Source organism: Phyllobacterium sp. CCNWLW109, from assembly GCF_037203905.1.
Classification (GTDB): Bacteria; Pseudomonadota; Alphaproteobacteria; order Rhizobiales; family Rhizobiaceae; genus Phyllobacterium; species Phyllobacterium ifriqiyense.
In genome coordinates this window covers 503,649-526,496 of the sequence record NZ_JBBCBK010000003.1, presented here as the reverse complement: position 1 = coordinate 526,496, position 22,848 = coordinate 503,649, and the positions used below count along the sequence as shown (strand labels likewise).

General features: G+C 54.2%; 23 protein-coding genes and 1 pseudogene. 10 read left to right on the top strand and 14 right to left on the bottom strand.

The window, feature by feature from the left end:
- Positions 1-7 precede the first annotated feature (7 nt).
- Both V9K92_RS13075 and V9K92_RS13070 read right to left on the bottom strand, forming a co-directional pair.
- Positions 8-541 carry a protease inhibitor Inh/omp19 family protein gene (locus V9K92_RS13075; RefSeq protein ID WP_115054442.1) on the bottom strand — a complete coding sequence of 178 codons (534 nt, stop codon included), beginning with the start codon at positions 539-541 and terminating at the stop codon, positions 8-10.
- A complete protein-coding gene (locus tag V9K92_RS13070; RefSeq protein WP_307281329.1) occupies positions 529-726 on the bottom strand; it encodes a hypothetical protein in 198 nt (65 codons plus the stop codon). The genes V9K92_RS13075 and V9K92_RS13070 overlap by 13 nt, the downstream gene beginning before the upstream one ends.
- Positions 727-876: 150 nt before the next feature.
- Between V9K92_RS13070 and V9K92_RS13065 the strand changes: the two genes are divergently transcribed.
- The 7 genes from V9K92_RS13065 to V9K92_RS13035 all read left to right on the top strand — a co-directional run bounded on the left by V9K92_RS13065 (position 877) and on the right by V9K92_RS13035 (position 7,755).
- Positions 877-1,683, top strand: coding sequence for an SIP domain-containing protein (locus V9K92_RS13065; protein WP_115054444.1), 807 nt, complete (start codon positions 877-879; stop codon positions 1,681-1,683).
- Between the two features lie 64 nt (positions 1,684-1,747).
- Complete coding sequence (locus tag V9K92_RS13060; protein WP_337354181.1) at positions 1,748-2,767, top strand: NADP-dependent oxidoreductase; 1,020 nt, start codon at positions 1,748-1,750, stop codon at positions 2,765-2,767.
- A gap of 103 nt (positions 2,768-2,870) precedes the next feature.
- On the top strand, positions 2,871-3,758 hold the full coding sequence (gene dapF, locus V9K92_RS13055) for a diaminopimelate epimerase (protein WP_337354379.1): 888 nt from the start codon (positions 2,871-2,873) through the stop codon (positions 3,756-3,758).
- The gene (gene mtaB / locus V9K92_RS13050; protein WP_337354180.1) at positions 3,758-5,053 is read left to right on the top strand and encodes a tRNA (N(6)-L-threonylcarbamoyladenosine(37)-C(2))-methylthiotransferase MtaB; all 1,296 of its coding nucleotides are present in this window, start codon (positions 3,758-3,760) and stop codon (positions 5,051-5,053) included. The genes dapF and mtaB overlap by 1 nt, the downstream gene beginning before the upstream one ends.
- A 17-nt stretch (positions 5,054-5,070) precedes the next feature.
- Positions 5,071-6,567, top strand: a complete 1,497-nt coding sequence (gene ftsY / locus V9K92_RS13045) for a signal recognition particle-docking protein FtsY (protein WP_337354179.1) — start codon at positions 5,071-5,073, stop codon at positions 6,565-6,567.
- Positions 6,567-7,235 (top strand): septation protein A, encoded by a 669-nt coding sequence (locus V9K92_RS13040; RefSeq protein ID WP_337354178.1) that lies wholly within the window; start codon positions 6,567-6,569, stop codon positions 7,233-7,235. Before ftsY ends, V9K92_RS13040 begins: the two co-directional genes overlap by 1 nt.
- A gap of 103 nt (positions 7,236-7,338) precedes the next feature.
- Positions 7,339-7,755, top strand: a complete 417-nt coding sequence (locus V9K92_RS13035) for a hypothetical protein (protein WP_337354177.1) — start codon at positions 7,339-7,341, stop codon at positions 7,753-7,755.
- On the opposite strand, the gene V9K92_RS13030 is transcribed toward V9K92_RS13035, so the two are convergent.
- The 5 genes from V9K92_RS13030 to ccmA are packed head-to-tail and all read right to left on the bottom strand — an operon-like array spanning position 7,752 to position 10,606.
- Positions 7,752-8,351, bottom strand: a complete 600-nt coding sequence (locus V9K92_RS13030) for a DsbE family thiol:disulfide interchange protein (RefSeq protein ID WP_337354176.1) — start codon at positions 8,349-8,351, stop codon at positions 7,752-7,754. The two genes, V9K92_RS13035 and V9K92_RS13030, sit on opposite strands and share 4 nt — an antisense overlap.
- A complete protein-coding gene (gene ccmD, locus V9K92_RS13025; RefSeq protein WP_337354175.1) occupies positions 8,348-8,524 on the bottom strand; it encodes a heme exporter protein CcmD in 177 nt (58 codons plus the stop codon). The genes V9K92_RS13030 and ccmD overlap by 4 nt, the downstream gene beginning before the upstream one ends.
- Positions 8,521-9,285, bottom strand: coding sequence for a heme ABC transporter permease (locus V9K92_RS13020; RefSeq protein WP_337354174.1), 765 nt, complete (start codon positions 9,283-9,285; stop codon positions 8,521-8,523). The genes ccmD and V9K92_RS13020 overlap by 4 nt, the downstream gene beginning before the upstream one ends.
- 47 nt (positions 9,286-9,332) lie before the next feature.
- Complete coding sequence (ccmB, locus tag V9K92_RS13015; protein ID WP_307281353.1) at positions 9,333-9,998, bottom strand: heme exporter protein CcmB; 666 nt, start codon at positions 9,996-9,998, stop codon at positions 9,333-9,335.
- Complete coding sequence (gene ccmA / locus V9K92_RS13010; protein WP_115054453.1) at positions 9,998-10,606, bottom strand: heme ABC exporter ATP-binding protein CcmA; 609 nt, start codon at positions 10,604-10,606, stop codon at positions 9,998-10,000. Before ccmA ends, ccmB begins: the two co-directional genes overlap by 1 nt.
- Before the next feature lie 283 nt (positions 10,607-10,889).
- On the opposite strand from ccmA, the gene acnA reads away from it, so the two are divergent.
- From acnA to V9K92_RS12995, 3 genes are all read left to right on the top strand, one after another.
- Entirely contained in the window at positions 10,890-13,577 is a 2,688-nt protein-coding gene (gene acnA, locus V9K92_RS13005; RefSeq protein ID WP_115054454.1) for an aconitate hydratase AcnA, read from the top strand.
- 106 nt (positions 13,578-13,683) lie between these two features.
- The gene (locus tag V9K92_RS13000; RefSeq protein WP_307281356.1) at positions 13,684-14,538 is read left to right on the top strand and encodes a DUF1223 domain-containing protein; all 855 of its coding nucleotides are present in this window, start codon (positions 13,684-13,686) and stop codon (positions 14,536-14,538) included.
- Between the two features lie 379 nt (positions 14,539-14,917).
- On the top strand, positions 14,918-15,289 hold the full coding sequence (locus V9K92_RS12995; protein WP_337354173.1) for a DUF2794 domain-containing protein: 372 nt from the start codon (positions 14,918-14,920) through the stop codon (positions 15,287-15,289).
- Positions 15,290-15,375: 86 nt separating this feature from the next.
- Here V9K92_RS12995 and V9K92_RS12990 read toward each other — a convergent pair whose 3' ends face one another.
- From V9K92_RS12990 to V9K92_RS12960, 7 genes and pseudogenes are all read right to left on the bottom strand, one after another.
- Positions 15,376-16,755, bottom strand: a complete 1,380-nt coding sequence (locus V9K92_RS12990) for an MATE family efflux transporter (RefSeq protein WP_337354172.1) — start codon at positions 16,753-16,755, stop codon at positions 15,376-15,378.
- A gap of 43 nt (positions 16,756-16,798) precedes the next feature.
- Positions 16,799-17,866: pseudogene (locus V9K92_RS12985) on the bottom strand (PLP-dependent cysteine synthase family protein).
- On the bottom strand, positions 17,863-19,197 hold the full coding sequence (locus V9K92_RS12980; RefSeq protein WP_337354171.1) for a Y4yA family PLP-dependent enzyme: 1,335 nt from the start codon (positions 19,195-19,197) through the stop codon (positions 17,863-17,865). Before V9K92_RS12980 ends, V9K92_RS12985 begins: the two are co-directional and overlap by 4 nt.
- Complete coding sequence (locus V9K92_RS12975; RefSeq protein WP_336440348.1) at positions 19,188-20,183, bottom strand: ornithine cyclodeaminase; 996 nt, start codon at positions 20,181-20,183, stop codon at positions 19,188-19,190. The genes V9K92_RS12980 and V9K92_RS12975 overlap by 10 nt, the downstream gene beginning before the upstream one ends.
- A 359-nt stretch (positions 20,184-20,542) precedes the next feature.
- Complete coding sequence (locus tag V9K92_RS12970; RefSeq protein WP_337354170.1) at positions 20,543-21,178, bottom strand: ABC transporter ATP-binding protein; 636 nt, start codon at positions 21,176-21,178, stop codon at positions 20,543-20,545.
- On the bottom strand, positions 21,178-22,020 hold the full coding sequence (locus V9K92_RS12965; RefSeq protein ID WP_337354169.1) for an ABC transporter ATP-binding protein: 843 nt from the start codon (positions 22,018-22,020) through the stop codon (positions 21,178-21,180). The genes V9K92_RS12970 and V9K92_RS12965 overlap by 1 nt, the downstream gene beginning before the upstream one ends.
- Entirely contained in the window at positions 22,020-22,832 is an 813-nt protein-coding gene (locus V9K92_RS12960) for an ABC transporter permease (protein ID WP_337354168.1), read from the bottom strand. The genes V9K92_RS12965 and V9K92_RS12960 overlap by 1 nt, the downstream gene beginning before the upstream one ends.
- Positions 22,833-22,848 lie beyond the last annotated feature (16 nt).

Here is a 22,848-nt window from a genome sequence, read left to right as displayed (position 1 = left end):
CTTGTTTTTAGCGCGAGAGCGTCAGGTTCTGTCCACCGGATGTCTGACCGTCAAATTTTGACCCACCTGACGAATAAAGCCGCGCCACAGTACCGCCTGCTGCATCATACAGGGTAAGCTGCTTGCCACTGACTGCCCACGAGGACAGCGTTGCTAGCTCGCCGGGGCAACGAAGCGGACCGGCGCGATAACCCTGGCCAAATTTTGTTTGCGGGGTCGCAATCTTGCAGCTCTGACCGCCCATACTCGCATTCCATACACCGGCCACGCTGCCAGCGGTAAGGTCAGGCGCGTTTTCAGGCGGCAACGATGCCACTTGCGTATTGGGTTGAGCGCTTGGAGCCGCGCCAGCAGTGGTTGGCGCCGTCGGAAACTGATTGCCGCCGGGCGGTGGAAGCTGGCTCTGCCTGACAGAGCCGGAAGGAGCCGCTTGCAACGGTGCTGGTCCCGAATCCATCGGTTCCATCCGCGAACTCTGGCATCCGGCCAACACCATGCCAACAGCGGCAACGGTCAGCAAATTGACCTTCAAAGTTCCCATAACCTCAGTTCTCCATCTGCATAATCTGATTCGGGAATACCAACCCATTCCCCTGTGATTAACCATGATACAATGGCCATCTGGCCGAAATTCTCAACCCAAATACCAAAAAAACCACCGTTCAACGGCATTTCCATTGGCAAATGCACCCAAAAGCTGGCCGGAATGACAATATCGCCACACATGACCGCGCCAGCCTTTCGGTCAGTTGAGTCGCATTAACCAGTTTAAGCATTTCAAGGTGAATAAAGTCTTATTATGTCGTGCGAAGCTGCTACCAAAATTTAAAGCCCAAACCCATTGAACTTCCACAAGTGCCGACGTATTTCTTGACAATGACAGTCATAAATAAAACACCCCAGAGAATTCGTCACGAAACCCGCCTTCGCGTGCTTGAGGTTCAAGCTGTGAGGCATTTGACGCCGCTCATGTTGCGCGTCACCCTTGCTGGAGATCAACTCGAAGGTTTTACCAGCCCCGGATATGGCGATCACATCAAGATTTTCTTTTCGCCGCTTGGTGAAGAGCCTGTATTGCCGACACTTGGCCCCGATGGCGTTACCTTCCCGGAAGGCAAGCCACGACCGCAAATGCGCGATTATACACCGCGCAATTATCACGCCGCCACCAACACGCTTGATGTCGATTTCGTCCTGCATGGGGATGGGCCAGCCTCAAGCTGGGCTGCTCAGGCTGCTATTGGACAGAAGCTCGTGATCGGCGGGCCCCGAGGCTCGATGATCGTTTCCGATGCCTTCGACTGGTATTTTCTGGCGGGAGACGAGACTGCGCTCCCTGCAATCAGCCGCCGGTTGGAAGAACTCCCTGCTTCATCCCGTGCCATCGCAGTCATAGAAGTGGCCGGTAAGGAAGAAGAGCAATCGATCAACACCGACGCAAATGCCGAGATCATCTGGGTTCATCGCAATGGCGCTGAAGCCGGGAATAATGATCTACTGCTACGGAAAATTGAGACGCTCGATCTGCCAAGCGGCGATTGCTATGCTTTCATAGCCAGCGAAAGCAGCGCTTCAAAAGCAATACGCCAATATCTGGTTGAGCATCGTGGCCTGAACGGCGAATGGGTAAAAGCAGCGGGCTATTGGCTGCGCGGCGTTGCAGACGCGCACGAGCCGCATTGATCTCTTGACGTTGCGACGTTGAAACGGGTCAGTTAGGTTCGTCTGCAACTCTATGGGAGCAGTCATGTCACAGCCAACGAATACCCGTATCGTTCTCGCCTCTCGCCCTGAGGGGCGGGTCAAACCTGGGAACTTCCGGATAGAAGAAGCCGCGATCCCAACGCCCCGTGATGGCGAAGTGCTACTCAAAATCCTCTATCTGTCGCTCGATCCTTATATGCGCGGCCGGATGGATGATGCAAAATCCTATGCAGCTCCTGTCGCGATAGATGCTGTGATGGAGGGCAGCACCGTAGCGGAGGTTATCGAAAGCAGGCATCCCGGCTATAAAAATGGAGATTTTGTTCTCTCGCATTCTGGCTGGCAAAGCTATGCGATTTCCGACGGCGGTGGTTTGCGTAAGCTCGACCCTGAAGTCGCACCACTTTCAACCGCCGTTGGCATCCTCGGCATGCCGGGCTTTACGGCCTATACGGGCTTACTCACGATTGGCCAGCCGAAACCCGGCGAAACCGTTGTCGTTGCGGCTGCCAGTGGTCCGGTCGGCTCCACTGTCGGCCAGATTGCAAGGCTGAAAGGAGCGCGTGCCATAGGCATTGCAGGTGGCCCAGAAAAATGCGCTTTCATCAGGGATGAACTTGGATTCGATGCAGCAATAGACCACCACTCGCCTGACTTTTCCGAACAGTTAAAGCTGGCATGCCCGGATGGAATTGACGTCTATTTCGAGAATGTCGGCGGCGCCGTCTGGGACGCTGTCTTTCCGCTGCTGAATACGTTTGCTCGCATACCGGTTTGCGGCCTCATCGCCCAATATGATGGCCTTGATACGTCCGGTAAGGACCGTCTCCCCCATCTCATGCGCGATGTCCTGAAGAAGAGCCTCCTGATACGCGGTTTCATACAGCGGGAGTTCGTGGATCAGCGCCCAGCCTTCACTGAAGCTATGGGAAAGTGGCTGCAGAGCGGTGAGGTGAAGTATCGCGAGGATATTGTCGAGGGCCTCGCCAATGCGCCAGAAGCCTTTATGGGACTGCTTCAGGGGCACAATTTCGGAAAACTGGTTATCCATGTGACAGATTGAGCAAATGATGCGCGCCGCCAATGCTTGCAGGGACTGGCATTTCTTCACCTTTTCCGCCATATAGACCCGATAGACACGAAAACTGATGGCAGGACCAGACGGCATGACCACGCGCGCACCCTTCGCGAAGATGAACGGGCTTGGCAATGAAATTATCGTTGCCGACATGCGTGGACGTGCGGACAGAATTACACCGCAAGCGGCGATAGCGCTTGATCGCGATCCTGCAACCAAGTTCGATCAAATCATGGCGATCCATTCTCCCCGCAGCGATGGCACGGATGCTTATGTCGAGATCATCAATTCTGATGGTACTCATGCACAAACCTGTGGCAATGGTATGCGCTGCGTCGTGCAGGCGCTCAGTGCCCAGACGGGCAAGCGCGAATTCTCCTTTGAGACAATCGCGGGAATTCTGACCGCAAGCGAGCACCCGGACGGCCAGATTTCCGTCGATATGGGAAAGCCGCACTTTGAATGGCAAGAAATCCCGCTCTCCGAACCCTTCCACGACACGCGTAAGATCGAATTGCAGATCGGGCCTATCGATGCGCCGGTCTTGCATTCGCCTTCCGTTGTCAGCATGGGCAATCCACATGCCATTTTCTGGGTCGATCAGGATGTCTGGAATTATGATCTGGAACGCTTTGGTCCAATGCTCGAAAACCACCCCATGTTTCCGGAACGGGCCAATATTTCGATCGCTCACGTAACGAGCCGTAACGCAATAACGCTGCGCACATGGGAGCGTGGTGCGGGCATTACACGCGCCTGCGGTTCTGCCGCATGTGCCGCCGGTGTATCGGCGGCGCGCACCGACCGGACAGACCGTGCCGTAACGGTAACTGTGCCAGGCGGCCCGTTGGTTATTGAGTGGCTGGAAAACGATCATGTCCTGATGACAGGGCCAGCCGAGTGGGAATTTTCAGGCTCTCTCGATCCTCAAAATGGCAACTGGGCACGCAGCGAAGACGCACAGGGAGCGGCCTGATGGCTGTGGACGTCGTTACCTTTGGCTGCCGTCTTAACACCTATGAATCCGAGGTAATGAAGCGGGAAGCCGACGCTGCCGGTCTTGGCACGCTTGAAAATGGCGCAATTATTTTCAACACCTGTGCCGTAACCAGCGAAGCGGTGCGGCAGGCGCGACAAGCGATCCGCAAGGCACGGCGCGACAACCCGACTGCCCGGATCATCGTGACGGGTTGCGCGGCGCAAACCGGGGCCGATGATTTCGCCGCCATGGATGAGGTTGATCTCGTCCTCGGCAATGAGGAAAAGCTCAAATCTAACTCATATCGCATGCTGCCTGATTTTGGCGTCAACCAGTTTGAAAAAGTGCGGGTTAACGACATCATGGAAGTGCGCGAAACCGCGTCACACATGGTTGATGCCATTGAAGGGCGCGCACGGGCCTTTGTACAAGTGCAAAATGGCTGTGACCATCGCTGCACCTTCTGCATTATTCCCTATGGCCGGGGCAATTCTCGTTCGGTGCCGATGGGCGGTGTGATCGAACAGGTCAAGCGGCTTGTCGGCAATGGCTATCATGAAGTGGTCCTGACCGGCGTCGACATGACCAGCTATGGCCCGGATCTTCCCGGCAATCTGCGCCTTGGCAAGCTGGTAAAGACCGTCCTGAAGGAGGTGCCGGATTTGCAGCGCCTGCGCCTTTCTTCCATTGATTCCATCGAGGCCGATGAGGATTTGATGGAAGCATTGGCCACAGAAAGCCGGTTGATGCCGCATCTGCATCTCTCGCTTCAATCCGGTGATAATATGATCCTGAAGCGGATGAAGCGTCGGCATTCGCGCGAAAATTCCATCACGTTCTGCGAAACTGTGCGCAGTATCAGGCCGGATATCGTGTTTGGCGCCGATATCATCGCGGGTTTCCCGACGGAAACAGAAGAGATGTTCGAAAACTCGATCCGCATCGTTGAAGAATGCGGCCTGACAAATCTTCATGTCTTTCCTTTCAGCCCGCGCGAAGGAACACCTGCCGCGCGCATGCCACAAATGAATCGCAAGATAATCAAGGACCGTGCTGCGCGGCTAAGGGCTGCCGGGAATGCGGCTTATGATAAACATCTGAACAGCCTTGTTGGAACGCGTCAGAAAATTCTCGTTGAACGCGAAGGTATTGGCCGCACGGAAGGTTTTACACTTGTCGGTGTTGATGCCGATGCGGCAGGAACCATCATCGAGCGGACTATAACAGGGCATGATGGTGACAAACTGTTGGCCAACGCCAGTGACAATGGCAGCAATCGCCACGCGGCATAAAAAGTAAAGCAGCATTCATGGCTCTGGGTTTTATCAAGAAAATATTTTCATTCGGCAAGAAGGAGGTTGAGGAAACCCCTGTCGATATTCCTCTTATTGAGTCGGATAAGACCGAAACGGTTGAGCAGACCTATGAAGATACTGCTGCGCAGGAAACATTGCCTGTTGGAGAAGAGACTTCTGTCATCGAGGTTGAAGAGTCTGATGCGCCCGTAGAGTCTGCGGCGCTTGTTGAAGACACCCTGCCCGAACCTAAAATTCTGTCGGAACCTGAGCCCGAGATCATCCCGCAAGCAGATATCGAGTCAACGGAACCTCTCGAACAGGCGATCATCGAAACCGTTGCTCCGGTTGAGATCAAAGTACTGCAGGAAGAGCAGATTGAACCAGAACCGGAGCTTCAGCCTGAACCCGAGTTTGCTCCCGAAACAGCGCCGGAGATTATTTCTGAGCCGGAAGCGGTAATTGAAACGCCCGTTGTCGTGGCACCCGAAGACATGCCCGCGACACCCAAGCCGCTGGTCAAGAAAGTTACGGTGTCAAAGACTGTTCAGGAAAAGCAGGACGAAGAACCACAACCGGTAGAACCGGAAAAACGCATCAGCTGGTTTGAACGCCTTCGCAAAGGGCTATCGCGTTCCTCGCAACAACTTGGCGATTCTATTGGTGGTATCTTCACAAGGCGCAAGCTCGATGAAGATACGTTGCAAGACCTTGAAGACGTCCTGATCCAGGCCGATCTCGGGATGGAAACGGCGATCAGGATTACAGGTGCTTTGAGCGCCACACGCTACGGCAAGGATATCAGCACTGATGAAGTGCGTAGTATCATGGCAACGGAAATCGAGAGGGTGCTTGGACCAGTTGCAAAACCGCTGGAACTGGATCTTTCGCACAAGCCGCACGTCATTTTGGTTGTCGGTGTCAATGGCACCGGCAAGACCACGACAATCGGCAAGCTCGCCGCAAAGCTGACAGCCGGTGGTCTGAATGTCATGCTGGCTGCAGGCGACACGTTCCGAGCGGCAGCAATCGAACAATTGCATATTTGGGGCAAGCGCACTGGCGCGCCGGTCGTCTCCAGCAAGCTTGGTGCCGACGCTGCCGGACTTGCCTTTGACGCGTGGAAGCAGGCCAAGGAAGCGGGAAGTGATGTTCTGATCATCGACACCGCCGGTCGTTTGCAAAACCGCGTAGAACTGATGGAAGAACTGGCCAAAATCGTGCGCGTTCTCGGCAAGCATGATCCTGAAGCGCCGCACACGGTTCTGCAGACACTCGATGCGACGACCGGCCAGAATGCGCTTAACCAGGTTGAAATTTTCCGGAACATCGCGGGTGTCAACGGATTGGTCATGACCAAGCTTGATGGCACGGCACGCGGCGGCATTCTTGTCGCCATCTCGGCAAAGCATAAATTGCCGGTCTATTTTATTGGCGTAGGCGAGCAGGTCGATGACCTTGAGCCATTTGCGGCAAGCGATTTTGCCAAAGCCATTGCTGGAGTTGCATGATGAACGAACCGATTTTCGAGCGCGATCCATCCGATCCCGCACACAAACAGGTCAATCCATTGCTGAAACTGGCGCTGGAAATGGGCCCGCTGATGATCTTCTTTTTTGTCAATGCAAAAGGTGAATGGCTGTTGGAGCAATTTCCGGTCTTGTCAAATATTGGCGAACCGATCTTCGTCGCCACTGCCCTATTCATGGCTGCAACCTTTATTGCCCTCGGAGTATCCTGGGTCCTGACCCGAAGCCTGCCGATCATGCCACTCATTTCCGGCATCGTCGTATTGATATTTGGCGCGCTGACGCTCTGGTTGCACAATGAGACTTTCATCAAAATGAAGCCGACAATCGTCAATGCTCTGTTTGGCATCATTCTGCTTGGCGGGTTATATTTCGGTAAAGCGCTTTTGGGCTATGTTTTTGACAGTGCCTTCAAACTCAATGCTGAAGGCTGGCGTAAACTGACTCTACGCTGGGGTATTTTCTTTCTCTTTCTTGCAGTGCTGAACGAAGTGGTTTGGCGCAGCTTTTCGACAGATTTCTGGGTGGCGTTCAAGGTATGGGGCACAATGCCGATCACCCTGCTTTTCACCTTCGCGCAAATGCCGCTGATCATGAAATATTCGACCGAATCGCTAACCAATGAAAAGGCGGCCAACAAGAAAACATGACGCCACAAACGGTCACAATTTCCGCCTGATCGCGACGAAATCCCGCCGCTATCAAAGCTCAAGAATCACCAATCATCAATGATTCTTGAGAAAGACAACCTCCATGAAAACCGCCCTCATCGTCATGACTCTGATGGGTTGCGACTGCGATGCCAAGGTCTGCGAATATATCAAGACAGCAGATACGGGCTGGAGCAACATGGAGACTTGCCGCGCTGATCTGGAGGCACAGATCCGAAAGGCGGGCAAGGTTGATTACCCGTTGATTACGGCGACCTGTGCTGCTTCAGCGCAGCAAAGCCCGATGATCGCGGGCCATTCGTTCAAAGTGCCAGCGCCGATCCTTGACCGCCCTGTTGAAATCATTGCCATGGGAACATCAGTCGAAGAGCCCGTCCTTATTGAAAAGCGCTCTTTAGGCTACCGACTGATCAGAGTACCTTTGATTGAGGCGGTCGAAGGCACTGCTACGGCGGCAGGCCGTGCGGTGGATTGGGCAAGGCACTACGCCTCGCTCTAATTCGACTTTAGCGCGGCCTCTATAGCAGGCATCAAATCTGTACGGATCGTCTCTTCAGAAAATGGTCCGACATGCTTGTAGGCAATGACCCCGTCGCGTCCGACCAGGAATGTCTCCGGCACACCGTACACGCCCCACTCGATTGCCGCGCGGCCATTGAGATCGGCACCAATTGCCCCATAGGGATTACCGAGATCCTCAAGAAATCCGACTGCGTTTTCCGGCTTGTCTTTATAATTGAGGCCAGTCAGCACAATCCGCTTGTCCTGTGCCAGCTTCATCAACAGCGGGTGCTCCTGACGGCAGGGCAGACACCACGAGCCGAATATATTGACCAGCGTGACCTGACCTTTGAACTTGGACGGATCAAGGCCTGGAACAGCTTGGCCATCCTTCATGAGTCCCGCAACCGCTGGCAGCGAAACATTCGGTGCTGGCTTGCCTAACAATGCGGAAGGGATGACAGATTCATCGCGGCCCGAAGCAAGCTGCAAAGCAAAGATAGCCGCAAGAATGATAAACAGGATCAAGGGCAGAAAAACGAAGATTGGGTTGCGCTTGCGGGGCACGCTTTGCCTCTGAACGTCCTCGCTCATGCTGCACCATCTTTGCCGAAACCTGAACGGCGGCGGACACCACGCGCTTCGAGGTCGCGCAGTGCTTTGAGTTGGTTGCGCTGGTCGAGGAGAATCCAAGCGATCAAACCTGACAGGGCTATGCCTGCGGAAAGATAGGAAGCGAGTACGAAAGCCATATGATTGCTCATCATGTGGCCTTTCGTTCTGCGCTGCGCGCTGCGATACGCCGCATGGCAGTGACCCGGCGACGCCATATCTCATTGCGCATGACCATGATGTGCAATGTGAAGAACAGCAGCGTAAAACCGATTGCCATAACCAATAATGGCCAGAGCAAGGAAGGGTCTATTGTCGAGCCGCCCATGCGAATAACCGACGCTGGCTGATGAAGTGTATTCCACCAATCGACGGAAAACTTGATGATCGGGATATTGACGAAGCCCACAAGCGTGAGGATGGCAGTGACCCTTGCGGATCTCGCCGGATCGTCCATGGCGCGCGTCAGCGCAATCACACCAAGATACATGAGAAACAGCACAAACACCGAAGTCAGGCGCGCATCCCAGACCCACCATGTTCCCCACATGGGCTTGCCCCAGAGCGAACCTGTGATGAGGGCGAGAGCTGTAAAAACAGCGCCGATGGGGGCCGCTGCCTTTGCCGCAACATCGGCCAGAGGATGACGCCAGACAAGCGTGCCAAGCGCTGCAATCGACATGATCGTGTAGCACATCATAGAAAGCCAGGCGAAAGGCACATGGATGAACATGATCTTGACGGTTATGCCCTGCTGATAATCATCCGGCGCCATCATCGACATCCAGAAACCGATCGCAAGCGTGATCAGCGTTGCCCCGGCAAGCCAAGGCAAGACGCTACTCGCAAGGTTCAAAAACCTTGTCGGGTTCGCCAGATCGGTCCACCGCCCAGATTTGGATGCCACATTGCTCATAAATATCTCTTAGCTTTTCATATTTCGTTGCGCAATTCACCAGTCTGTCAGTCGGCGGATGATTTAAGTGCAGCTGCCGCCGCCCACGGACCGATAACCGCAAAGAACAATGTAATCGCACCTAGAATAAGCAAAGGTGCCAGAAATGGGGCCGGATCTTCAATTGCGCCATAGGACGCAGATACACCGAAGATGAGCACCGGAATGGTAAGAGGCAGAACAATCACCGAAACAAGCAGTCCACCACGCGGCAGCGAGACTGCAACAGCCGCACCGACAGCCCCTATAAGCGTGATGGCCGGCGTTCCTATCAGAAGGGTCAATGTGACTGCACCAATTGCCAGCGGCTCCATATTCATGAACAGGCCCAGCAAGGGCGCGGCAATAACCAACGGCAAAACGCTCACTGTCCAATGGGCGAGGCATTTCACCAGCACCGTGATCGCCAGCATGCGGCGTTCGGAGTTCATGATGAGAAGATCAAGCGAGCCATCATCACGATCTGCCTGAAACAGCCGGTCGAGGCCAAGGAGAGTTGCCAGCAGTGCGCCGATCCACAGCATGGCCGCGCCAATGCGTGCGAGGAGCTTGAGATCGGGCCCGACGCCGAAAGGCACGACAGCAATCACAGCCAGAAAAAACAATATCCCGACCAGTGCGCCGCCGCCCGCCCGTAAACCAAGGCGGGCATCTCGCACGAACAATGCGCCCATCAGTGAACAGCCTCGAGTGTCAGTTCTTGCGAATGCGGCAATCCGAGAGGCAGATGCGTGGCCGCCACGATGATACCGCCATTGCCAAGATGAGCCTGCATCAACGCCGAAAACTGTGTTTCGGATGACTTATCCAGTCCAGCGGTCGGCTCATCCAAAAGCCATACGGGCCTGTCACTGGAAAGAAGCCGCGCTATGCTGGCGCGTCGTTTTTGGCCGGTGGAAAGATAGCCAAAGGGCAAATGGCTGATATCGGCCAATCCCACCATTTCAAGCGCTTCGGACACATGCCGCGCTCCGCCGCCATAAAAGGATTGCCAAAACCGCAAATTTTCGTCCAGCGTCAGCGCGGGTTTCATCGCATTCATATGCCCGACAAAATGACATGCCGCGCCCAACGTTTCGAATTGCTCACGATTATCCTGCAGCACTATTTCTCCCTCGGCTGGCCGCAACAATCCTGCCGCGATTCGCAACAAGGTCGATTTGCCGACGCCATTTGGCCCGGTGATGAGTAGGGCTTCGCCAGCCTGAATGGTAAAGTTGAGGTCAGAAAACAAGATTTCCCCGCCCCGCTCTCCGCCCAACCCTTTGGCCACTAACTGCATGAAAAACCCGCTTTTTCTGTTTTGAGCGCAACCAAATGACCATTTCGCCGCAGCCCGTATTTTTGCGCCTTACGGTCTGGCACAAATCGCGGAAAAACTCTATATACCAGTCAACCATGCCAGCGGTCGGCATGGAAACAATTTTGGCCGATCTCAAGCGAATACTTCCCGGTATTTGCTGGGACGGACAGCGGAAATGACTGCACCCGCACCTTAGCGCGTCCTTGAAACGCGGCAAAGGCGTTCGTCCCGGGTTAGGCCGCAGCATAAGGACGAACGCAAAATGTCTCAGATCGATAGTTTTAAATGCCGTAAAACCCTCACCGTAGGGGATAAGGAATATGTTTATTTCAGTTTGACCGAAGCCGAAAAGAACGGCTTGGAAGGCATTTCCGCCCTCCCATTCTCCATGAAAGTCCTGCTTGAAAACCTGCTTCGCTTTGAAGACAACCGCTCGGTTTTCAAGAAAGATATTGAGAATGTCGCCAAGTGGCTTGTTGATCGCGGTTCTGCCGGGGCAGAAATTGCTTACCGCCCTGCCCGCGTTCTCATGCAGGATTTCACCGGCGTTCCAGCAGTCGTCGATCTTGCCGCCATGCGTGATGCAATGGTCAATCTTGGTGGTGACCCTGAAAAGATCAATCCGCTCGTCCCGGTCGATCTGGTTATCGACCATTCCGTCATCGTCGATGAATTCGGCAATCCACAAGCCTTCAAGCGCAATGTGGATCTGGAATATGAGCGCAATGGCGAGCGTTACCGCTTCCTGAAATGGGGCCAACAGGCATTCAAGAACTTCCGCGTTGTTCCGCCCGGCACGGGCATTTGCCATCAGGTCAACCTCGAATATCTGGCACAAGGCGTCTGGACCAAGGAAGAAGACGGCGTGACTGTCGCTTATCCTGATACCTGCGTTGGTACGGACTCGCACACCACCATGGTCAATGGTCTTGGCGTTCTTGGCTGGGGCGTTGGCGGCATCGAAGCCGAGGCTTCCATGCTCGGTCAGCCAGTTTCCATGCTTCTTCCGGAAGTCATCGGCTTCCGCCTGACCGGCAAGGTCAAGGAAGGCGTTACGGCAACCGATCTGGTTCTTACCGTTGTTCAGATGCTGCGCAAGAAGGGTGTTGTCGGCAAGTTCGTCGAGTTCTTCGGCCCTGGTCTTGATTCGATGACATTGGCTGACCGCGCCACCATCGGCAATATGGGTCCGGAATATGGCGCAACATGCGGCTTCTTCCCGATCGACAATGAAACCATCAACTATATGCATATGTCTGGCCGTGACGAAGATCGTCTGGCGTTGGTTGAAGCCTATTCAAAGGCTCAGGGCATGTGGCGTGAAGCGGGCTCTGCTGATCCGGTCTTCACCGATACGCTGGAACTGGATCTCGGCACGGTTGTGCCTTCCATGGCTGGCCCCAAGCGTCCTGAAGGCCGTATCGCGCTGGAAGGAATTGCTTCCGGCTTCCGCGAATCATTGCAGAAGGAATACAAGAAGACTGAACAACTCGATGCGCGTTATCAGGTCGAGGGCGAGAATTATGATCTGGGCCATGGCGACGTTGCCATTGCCGCCATCACGTCCTGCACCAATACGTCAAATCCAAGTGTTCTGATTGCCGCTGGCCTCCTCGCCCGCAACGCAGTTGCCAAGGGTTTGAAATCCAAGCCTTGGGTCAAGACTTCGCTCGCCCCCGGCTCGCAGGTCGTTGCCGCCTATCTGGAAAGCGCAGGTCTGCAGGTTGAACTCGACAAGCTTGGCTTCAATCTTGTCGGCTTCGGTTGCACCACATGCATCGGCAACTCCGGTCCATTGCCTGCGCCGATCTCCAAGACCATCAATGATAAGGGTCTGATTGCTGCTGCTGTTCTTTCCGGCAACCGCAATTTCGAAGGCCGTGTATCGCCAGACGTCCAGGCTAACTACCTTGCCTCACCGCCTCTAGTCGTTGCCTACGCTTTGGCCGGAACGGTTACCAAGGATCTGACAACCGAGCCGCTCGGCGAAGATCAGAATGGCAATCCTGTCTTCCTCAAGGATATCTGGCCTTCCAGCCATGAAATCCAGGAATTCATCACCAAGAACGTTACCCGCAAGCTCTTTTCGGCAAAATATGCGGATGTGTTCAAGGGCGATGAAAATTGGCAGAACGTTAAAGTGCCAGCCGGTCAGACCTATGCATGGGATGACAATTCCACCTATGTGCAGAACCCGCCTTACTTTGTCGGCATGGGTAAAACCCCGGGCATTGTCAACGACATCAAGGGTGCGCGCATTCTTGGCCTGTTCGGCGACAAGATCACGACCGACCATATTTCTCCGGCCGGTTCCATCAAGGCCGCCTCACCTGCCGGGCAGTATCTGACCGATCATGGCGTGGCTCCGCTGGACTTCAACCAGTACGGCACGCGTCGTGGCAACCATGAAGTGATGATGCGCGGTACTTTTGCCAATATCCGCATCCGCAATCACATGCTGGGTGAGAATGGCCGCGAAGGTGGTTACACCATCCATTATCCAACCAAGGAAGAAATGCCGATCTATGATGCGGCAATGGAATATCGCCGCGAGAATGTGCCGCTGGTGATTTTCGCTGGCGTGGAATATGGCAATGGCTCATCACGTGACTGGGCGGCAAAGGGAACAAATCTGCTCGGTGTTCGCGCGGTTATTTCTCAGTCTTTCGAGCGTATCCACCGTTCGAACCTTGTCGGCATGGGCATTGTCCCATTCGTTCTTGAAGAAGGTACAAGCTGGCAGTCACTGGGTCTGAAGGGTGATGAAATTGTCTCCATCGAGGGGCTTGCCACGATCCAGCCCCGCCAGAAAACATTTGCGACAGTGACATTCGCTGATGGTCAAGTGAAGCAGGTTCCTCTGATCTGCCGCATCGATACTATCGATGAACTGGAGTATCTGAAGAATGGCGGCATCCTGCAATATGTTCTGCGCGATCTGGCTGCCTGATTCGACATCATATAATTGATTTTGAAGGGCCGCCGGGCGATCGGCGGCCCTTCATCGTTGAATGGTACAGTATTCGTGATCGAATTCACCTCAAAGTGACTTCCCCTTGAATGAACGGACTCCTATCAATCTTCTGGCAACCAATCTGACAGATAAGATTTATAAATTTCACGAAGAAAGCCCCGCAATCTTGCTTACGCGCACCACTTCAAAACTCTTGGCGATCGGCCTGCCCGTTTTGGCAGCGATTGCTTATGTGGTTCCGGTCTGCGCAGAAGATGCGGGAACCAAGCCGGAAGGCGTCGTCGAGCTTTATACGTCGCAAGGTTGCGGTTCATGTCCCCCTGCCGATGCTATTCTCAAAGAACTGGCGGGGGAAGGAAAGGTTGTGGCGCTGGCTTTCCATGTCGACTACTGGGACTATCGGGGCTGGACCGACAATCTTGCTTTGCCCGAAAACACCGAACGCCAGAACGAATATCGCAAAGCCTTGAGTCTCAATGGCGTTTATACGCCGCAGGTCATCGTCAATGGACGCGAGCATATGAATGGGCAGGACGAAACGAAGATTCGCCGCCGCATTGCCGATATGCGCAATACACCCATGGGGCTGACAGTGTCGGTTTCCATTGAGAAAGCTGCAAAAAACCGGCTTCTTATTGATATAGGCTCAGGATCGGTTACGGCTAATCCTGTCCGTGTCGTCCTTGCATATTTCAATCGCGAGAGCATCGTCTCTATCCCCGGCGGCGAAAATACCGGACGTATGGTGAGTTATGCCAATAGCGTTCGTGCCATGGAAACCGTGGGCATGTGGGATGGCAATGCTCAAAAGATCGAGATCCCAATGAGTGAGCTTGCCAGCAAGAAGGCCTCAGGTTGCGCGGTGCTGTTGCAAGAGATGCTTGGCGACGGCAAGCCCGGGCCAATCATCGGTGCGTCAATCATGGCGTCCAAGTAGCTGAAACAAAAACAGGCCGGATAAATCCGGCCTGAGCTATTGGGGCATGTTGCCAAATATACTGAGATTATTGATCTGATCTGAACAATCCGCTTGGGCGGGGGGCTTGGGTAATCGAACTGCCCTGATCAAACCATCTCTGGCAACACAGCTGGATGTTCGGTTTGAATTTCGGCGGCAATGCGTAAGGAAGATGGCGAGAATGTGTCGCATCATCACCATTGGCTTCACCCCGTATTGGTTCGTGAGGTGCGGAAACGAAGGCACTGTTTTCACAAAATTTGCGCAGCAAGAAAATTGCAAGCTTGTAAAATTGTCCAGATGGGGTCACCTTATTGTCATCCAGGTGTCACACGACAAATTCAAAGGCGGTTGATTGATGGAAAGCAATGCAGGTGGCGACGATTCGCAGCGCCAGGCGAAACTCATCCCCCTCGTTCGAAATAATGATTTGCCGATTACCTTCGACCGGCGCGAACTCAATCAAATTTTGCGGGTTTATGGGTTTATGGTGTCCGCTGGCGAATGGCGGGATTATGCCATTGACCATCTTTCCGACAGGGCAATCTTTTCGGTTTTCCGGCGCACCAGCGAAGTCCCGATGTTCCGCATTGAAAAGAACCCGAAACTGTCACGCAAACAGGGTGCCTATAGCGTTATCGCCGCAGGCGGCCTTATTCTTAAACGCGGGCACGAACTCGACAGGGTCTTGCGCATTTTTGACAAGACGCTGAGCATCGTACGCAGCTAGAGCAGGCCCGCTCGATAGTGCATGCCAAATCTGCCAAGCGCGATCTTTGAAACATTGCTCACGCATGGCTTTATCTTTGAAGCGCATCAGCCCGATATTATCTGGAAAGCTTGCTGATTTTTAGAAATGGCCAGCCGGGCGGTGTTAAGCTCCGCAATAAAGCGCCACCATAACAGAATGCTTGTACTGCCAAAGCCAAGGCACAACCCGAACCAGATGCCATAGCTGCCCCATCCGAACCCGTATGCGCACAACACCATCGCGGGAATGCCGATAAGCCAGTAGCCCACAAGTGTATTGAACAGGGCCACCTTCGTTTTTCCAAGCCCACGTAGCAAGCCGACACAGATATTCTGTGAGCCTTTGAAGAATTGGTGCGCAATGGCGAACCATAATAATGTGGCTGCCGCCCCGAACAGGGATGGATCGGCCCGGCCACCGAGAAATGGAAGCAAAACTATTTCAGGCAGGAACACATAGACAAGGCCGATAATTGCCATTGCACTGAAGCTGATCGCGAATGTTCGTCGTGCAATAGCGCTGACCTGATCTGCCTGCCCCTTGCTGACCGTCCTGCTCACAAGAATTGATGAACCTTGCGAGAGGCCAATATTAAGCTGGTAAACAATATAGGCAAGTTGATTGACGATATTGGAAGCCGCCAATGCTAATGGCCCGAAGGTTCCCATGAAGACCGTTGCTATCGAAGTGATGGCTGCTTCCGAACCATATGTCAGCGTGATCGGCAGGCCCATCCGGGTAATCATCGCCAATGTTGCCGGGCGTGCCCGCCATCCGTCGAGCGCAAGCAGAGGCCTGAGCGCATCATCACGCCGGACGGTTCTCAGATAGACCAGAAATGTCCATGCCTGAACCAGGGTGGTGGCAAGGCCAATTCCAGCCAATCCAAGCGGAGGTATCCCGAGCCAACCATAGATGAAGATCAGGTTCAGGCCAGCATTGACGGCTATGGATATTATCGTAACGGTCAATAAGGAACCGGCGCGGCGCATGCCGACCGCGAACTGCCGCAACACGTTTAGCCACAGCATTGGCAGCAAGCCCGGGGCCAAGGTCAGCATGATCGGCTTGGCCAAAGTTGCCACCGCAGTCGCTTGGCCAAGGAAAGTCAGGATTTGGCTGAAAATCACCAATATGACGCCGGCAATCGTCGCCGCAATTGTTGCAATCAATATTGAGGCACACAGCAGGTCGCGTATTTCGTCAGTCGCGACGTCGTCAATTGCAGATGTTCCGGTACGTTTCTCGCTGCGTCCGACCGAAGCAGCAATGAGATTGCCAACCCCCGTCACCATACCAACGCACATGGTACGCAGCTGGTTATAAAGCAGCAGCGAAAGGCCCCCGGCTGCAACGGCCTGAACACTGATGAAACCCATCATCAGCAGATCGGTGCTTGTCAGGGCAACCTGGGCAAACTGGATACCTGCAATGGGCGCAGCCAAATCCAGAATTTCTTTATACTGTCTGAAATTTATCGGCATCGCTTTAGGCCCACAACGTCGTCGGAGGCACTGATGCCAACCTTATCGATTCAATATAGGCGTCAAAAAGCTGGTCAAGGCGACGATGCGCCGGTTTGTCCAGAAGCTGCCGCTCGTTAAGCCAATCATCATTGAAAACGCTGTCGAGATATTTTTCTCCGGCATCACAAACCAGGACGACCATAATGCTCTTTGGCTCCACGAGCGCCAAACGTTTGAGAGCAACGTGGATGGCAGCGCCTGCAGTGCCGCCAACGAGAAGGCCGGTTCTGCGCGCCACCACACGTGCCGCCGTGAATGCATCAATATCGTTTACTGTAAGGCCCTCATCGATCAGTTCGTGCTCGACATTGGGTCCAACCGTAAAACCGGCCGGCGCTCCGGCCCCGGTCTGCCAGTATTTGCCCGGGGCTCCGCCTAAAATAATCGATCCGGCAGGCTCCACGCCAATGCTTGTCACATGAGAACCGAGACGATGCAGTTCTTTGACCGTTCCACACAGTGTTCCCCCTGTTCCCACCGCGCCAACCAGATAGTCGATATCTGTTCCAACATCCCGAAGCAGTTCCATGGCTAGCCCGGTATAGCCTTCATTATTGCTCGGATTGTAGTGCTGATCCGGCCAGAAAGCGCCGGTAGCCTTTACAATCTCGCCAGCTACACGGCGTCTGGCAACCGTGCTCGGACCCTCGGTATTGCTTTCCACGAATACAAGCTCGGCGCCCATCGCTTGCATGACCCGCAGTTTGTCGCGCGAGGCATGATTATCCACAACGGCCGTAAATTTATAACCACGCTCAAGAGCGATCAATGCAAGCCCGGTTCCTGTATTGCCCGAGGTTGGTTCAACAATATGTCATCCTGGTTTGAGCTTGCCATCGCGCTCGGCCGCAAGAATCATCTCCCGGGCCATCCGCACTTTACATGAGCCGGTTGGATTAAACTGTTCCAATTTCAGCAGCAGCCGGCTGCCCGAACCGGTGCGCGACAGCTCCAATAATGGTGTGTCGCCAATCAGCTCGGAAGATTTGGTTTTAATACGTTCAAAGGAAGGATTGCTATACACATTCATCGGTCAATCCTCCACGTAAAACGCTCATTGTCCTCGGTCACGACGATCTTGGGGGGCAAGGCAAGTTGGTGAAACTCGCTTTCATTTTTATCCATCTGATAGCCGGCAGTATTGGGATAGATGATGTGGTCGCCATAACGAGGTGGCGCAGGGAAATTGATTTTCCGCCACGTCAGGACGTCATATTCCATACAACTCGATCCACCGATCGCCGCGCTGACGGGGTTCTGTGGCCGAGCCTCTCCGTGTTGAACAAGAAATGGTGCGGGCAGAAACTCACTGTTCTTCCATTGCTCGGACAAGCTCATGCTGATCCCTGCAACCGTAACGATCCCGTGTTTGTCGTTCTGTTTATGTCCTTGCACCGGAAAGACGGTCATCCCCGCCCCATCCAGCAGAGCTCTTCCAGGTTCCAGATAGAGCTGAATTTGCGCATCAGCGAGGCGCGAAGCCAAAGTGCCAGTCGTGGCGGGTGATTGGAGTACGGCATCCAGCATCGCGGCGCCGGTTGGCGACTGGTAGTATGGATAAAAGTGGTTAAAGGTCTTCCCGGCGTGAAACTGTGACGGGTCCATTGCTTCAAGAAAGGAATGCCAGTCCTGCTCATCGATATAATGACAGGCAAAGCCGCCGCCAATTGAGATAGCGGCACTGGGAAACCCTTGCTTGCGCGCTTCAAGGCAGCGATCAATGAGCGCCAATGCCAATTCAGCACGCGGAGCGACCGCATAGCCGTCAAGGTGGAAAGAATAGCCATTCATGATGACGTATTCACGGGATTCGGCGCAACGCTTCAGCGCAGTATCCAGGTCTGCCTGGTTCAGCCCAAAACGACTATTGGGCGCATGGGGAGGCAGCACCCGCAGCAAAATCTGCAATGGAACAGAATACTTGGCAATGCTGATTGCCCGCTCCAGTTCGTCCAAGGCGTCAATGGCGACGGTTGCTTTATGGCGGCAAGACAGCCAGAGCAGGTCATTGCTTTTTGCTGCTCCCGTAACACCGATATTACTGCCGCAAATACCGTTTGCCAGAGCGTGGACAAATTCCGGGACACTGGCAACATCAACTGAGCCGTCCAGTTTTGCCACTTCGCGCAACCACGCTCCCGCTTTATTGGCCTTCTTGCCGAAATAGACATGCCCGCTCACATTGCGCTGTTTGAGAATAGTCTGGAATGCCTCGAGATTGGCGGCAAAACTATCCGGGTGAATGAGATGAAACGGGCCCTCGATTGCGTTGCTGATCTGGCGCAGAAGAGCGGAATCCTGTCTTACAGCCAGAGCCCAGGGGCGCTCCAAGGCGCGTACGGAGTTGAGGCCTATTTCCATAGCTCAATCCTGTTTCCGCGTCCGGCGGCGATGGCTCTTGTTGCAAGCGCATGGGCAACAGGAATGTCTGTGATGATCATGCCGCTGCTGAAAGCAAATACGCGGTCCTGCTGTGAACGGCGTCCGCTTTTGCGGCCGACAATGATATCAGGCAGTTCTGCATCAATTCTGGCAATGCCATCGGGTCCGGCAAGTCGTTTTCCCGTGACGCCCAGCTGACCTTCATTTGTCGCAATGGCATAGTCGGCATCTCCCAGCGCTCCGCCTGCGACGCCCTTGCTTGCGACCGAAATCAGCAATCCACCCTGTTTCAGCCATTTGGTCTCAACTTTGGGATGGGCGGCACGACCCGAGGCGGCGATCACAATGTCAGATTCGGCAACTGCTGCGGGAACATCCGTTACCAGCTCGATGCTACGACCCGGAAAATAGCGTGCAAACATTTCCAAGCTGGCAGCTATGCCGTCCGGGTGCGTCCCGAAAAGCCGCAGCGTTTCGAGATCTGGAAGAGCGGTCAAAAGAAAAGGAAGCGTATTGATGCCCTGTGCTCCGGTTCCAATCATCAATGCAGAAATGGCATTCTCTTTCGCGCAACTCCTGGCAATAAGTGCCGTTGTTGCAGGCGTGCGCAGGCCGCCTACGCGATGGCAGTCCATCAACGCAAATGGCAAACCGGTTGTGTCATCGTAAAGGCTGATAGTGGTGTAATATTTTTCCGCGCTCTCGGCTCCTTGACGGTACGAGGTTTTGAACCCGGCCTGTTGGAGTGCGCCATCATAACCAAGCATTGAATAGGCAACGGCATCGCGCTGCTCGAGTGGTAGCGGCATCATAAGCTTTGTCGGACAACGGGATTGTCCATTTGCATAGAATGCGTAAGCATCTTCCACGAGCCGGATAATATCAGCTGGCGGCAGCTCAATGTCGGCAAGATCGGAACGGGTAAGGATGTGAATTGCAGGTGTGTGCATATAGGATTTGGTCAAAATTAATCTCTTTCCAAATGATCTTGTCGCGATGAACAGCAATAATTTCTTGTGTAATCCATAGTCGGCGCATTGATTGTGCCGATGTAAAATAATCAGGTCAGGTGAAGACGTTGCTTAAAAGGGTGGTGCCAACAAAATTGAGGGAGGCCGGACTCCCAAGTACCTCCATGAAGGTTGATCTGAAAACGGGATCAATATGAACGGAACGTCTGGTTACTCGCTTTGCAATATGGAATTCATTGAACTGTAAATCGGACGAGCATTTCAAAAACAACGATCATTATTCGCAACATTATTACATCCCTATTACGTATCGAATACATTTTGGTGACTGGCGGTATTTTCGGGACTTCCTCTTAGAGGTTGCGCACTTCATCTGCCACCGCACCAACCAACTCGTGGTCATGGCTGATCAGCAAAGCACCGCCCCCATTCGCAACAAACCTGCGGACCGCATTCACAACCGTAGCTGTCGTGGCGGGATCAAGCATCGCACTCATCTCGTCGAGAATAATGTAGTTCGGCTTTGCCGCGATGGTTCTGGCCATGGCGGCGCGTTGAAGCTGGCCGTCGGAGACCTGCGCGGGGTATCGCTCTAAGAGGTCGCATGTCAATCCGACAGAAGCAATGAGTTCGTCAACATCAACATCCGGTTTGGCGATCTGCCGGATGGTTTTCCCCAAGGTCAGTTTTGGATTGCATGAGCGGCGGGGAGACTGGAACATCATGCCTATTCTGCCCTGCACCGTTCGGCCGGAGCGGCCACGGACATTTCCGACGCTAAAACCATCACAAGTGACCAGTCCGTATGATGGTTGGATAAGGCCCGACATCACCCGCCCGAGGGTTGTTTTTCCTGTCCCGGATGGCCCGGTCAAACCCAATATCGACCCGGCATGAACAGTGAGGCAAACCTTGTGGAGAATCCGGACGGGACCAGACTGGGAACGCCCGAATTCAACAATTACATTCTCTGCTTTCAAGCAAGCCATCACAGCGCTCCGGCGGCTGAAAGCCGTGCCGCGTAATTATAGGTTTCGGGCAAATCAGTAAGCACGGGTGGCACGCCCGGCATCATGTGCAATCCATTGCGGGGTAATGCGGCAAGCAGGTCGCGGGTGTAACGCTCCTTTGCTCCGCCAGCCAATATATCGCGTGCTTGCCCGCTCTCTACCATTCGGGAAGCATACATGACGCTTACAGTGTCAGCAGCACCGCTATCGATGAGCTCCGCTATATCATGCGTGATGAGGATCACGGCAGCGCCCGCATCTGCGGTCCGGCGTAAAAGGCGCAAGAGCCCCACCGTAAGATCGGGATCCAGAGAAGCCGTCGGCTCGTCAGCAATGATTACTTGCGGATTTCCCGCCAACGCGAAGGCAACCGCGGCGCGCTGGGCCATTCCGCCGGACAGTTCATGCGGATAGAGGCTGAGCGCGGTGGGGCTGAGATCAACATGGCTCATCAGCTCGCTAGGCGTAAGCGGGCCGCCAAGGACAGTGACAGTCTCAGTGAGCTGCGATCCCACGGTGCGCACCGGCGTCAGGAAGGTGGCTGCCGATTGTGGTATAAGCGCAATATTGCGGCCCGCCAGTTCACGTTCCCGCCCAAAAATGCTCTGCCCATCATAAGTAATATTGCCTGTGACCTTGGCCGAGCGTGGCAGCATCCCTGTAAGAGCTTGCGCAATCATTGATTTTCCGCAACCGGATTCGCCCACCACCGCATGAATGCGGCCCCGCTCCAGCGTAAGACTGACCCGTGTAACCGCATGTACGACACCGCCGTTCAAAAGTGGCAGCCGGATGGTGAGATCGTCTATAATTATAGTCATCAAATAGAACCCCGCACGCCATTCATGCGGCCCGTGAGGTTCGTACCCACAATCCCGATAGACAAGGTAACCGCGATTAAAAACAGGCTTGGAAATACAAGCAGCCACCATTGCCCAAGCAGCAAAGCCCCTTGCGCATCAGCAAGGAGCGTGCCGAGCGATGCTTTGTGCACGGGGAGTCCAATCCCAAGGAACGACAAGGTCGATTCATGCCAGATTGCATGCGGTATGAGGAGTACGAGTCCGATCATGCTTTGACCAAGTGATGCAGGCACAAGATGGTACCAAATGATCTGCCAGCGACTCATCCCTGAAAGCCATGCCGCCTCGACATATTCGGCATGTCGAAGCCCCAATATCTGCGCTCTCACGATGCGCGCAATCTGAATCCAATGCGTTAGAACAAGAGAGGCAATAATTGCCAGCAGTGAGCCTCGGAATAGGGACACGATGATCACCCCGAGCAAAACATGTGGCAACGCGTTCATTCCATCCATAAGGCGCGTAATGGTTCGGTCGACCCAGCCGCCCGTCATACCCGCAAGAATTCCAAGCAGCATGCCAAACAGGCTTGATCCGACGGCCGTCGTCAGCGCAATCGTCAACGATATTCGCAGCCCGGCCGCCACTCTGATAAATAGATCATGGCCAGCAGAGTCCGTGCCGAAAAGACCACCTGCACCAGGCGCAAGCCCGCTGCGCGCAAAGTCAGCCGATAGGGGATCAACATTGGTTACCCAAGGCACAATAAACGCATAGCCGCCGATCAGCATAAGTACAGCCCAGGCTATTGATACGGCTGGAGAGGGCAAAAATCGTCGATTCCAG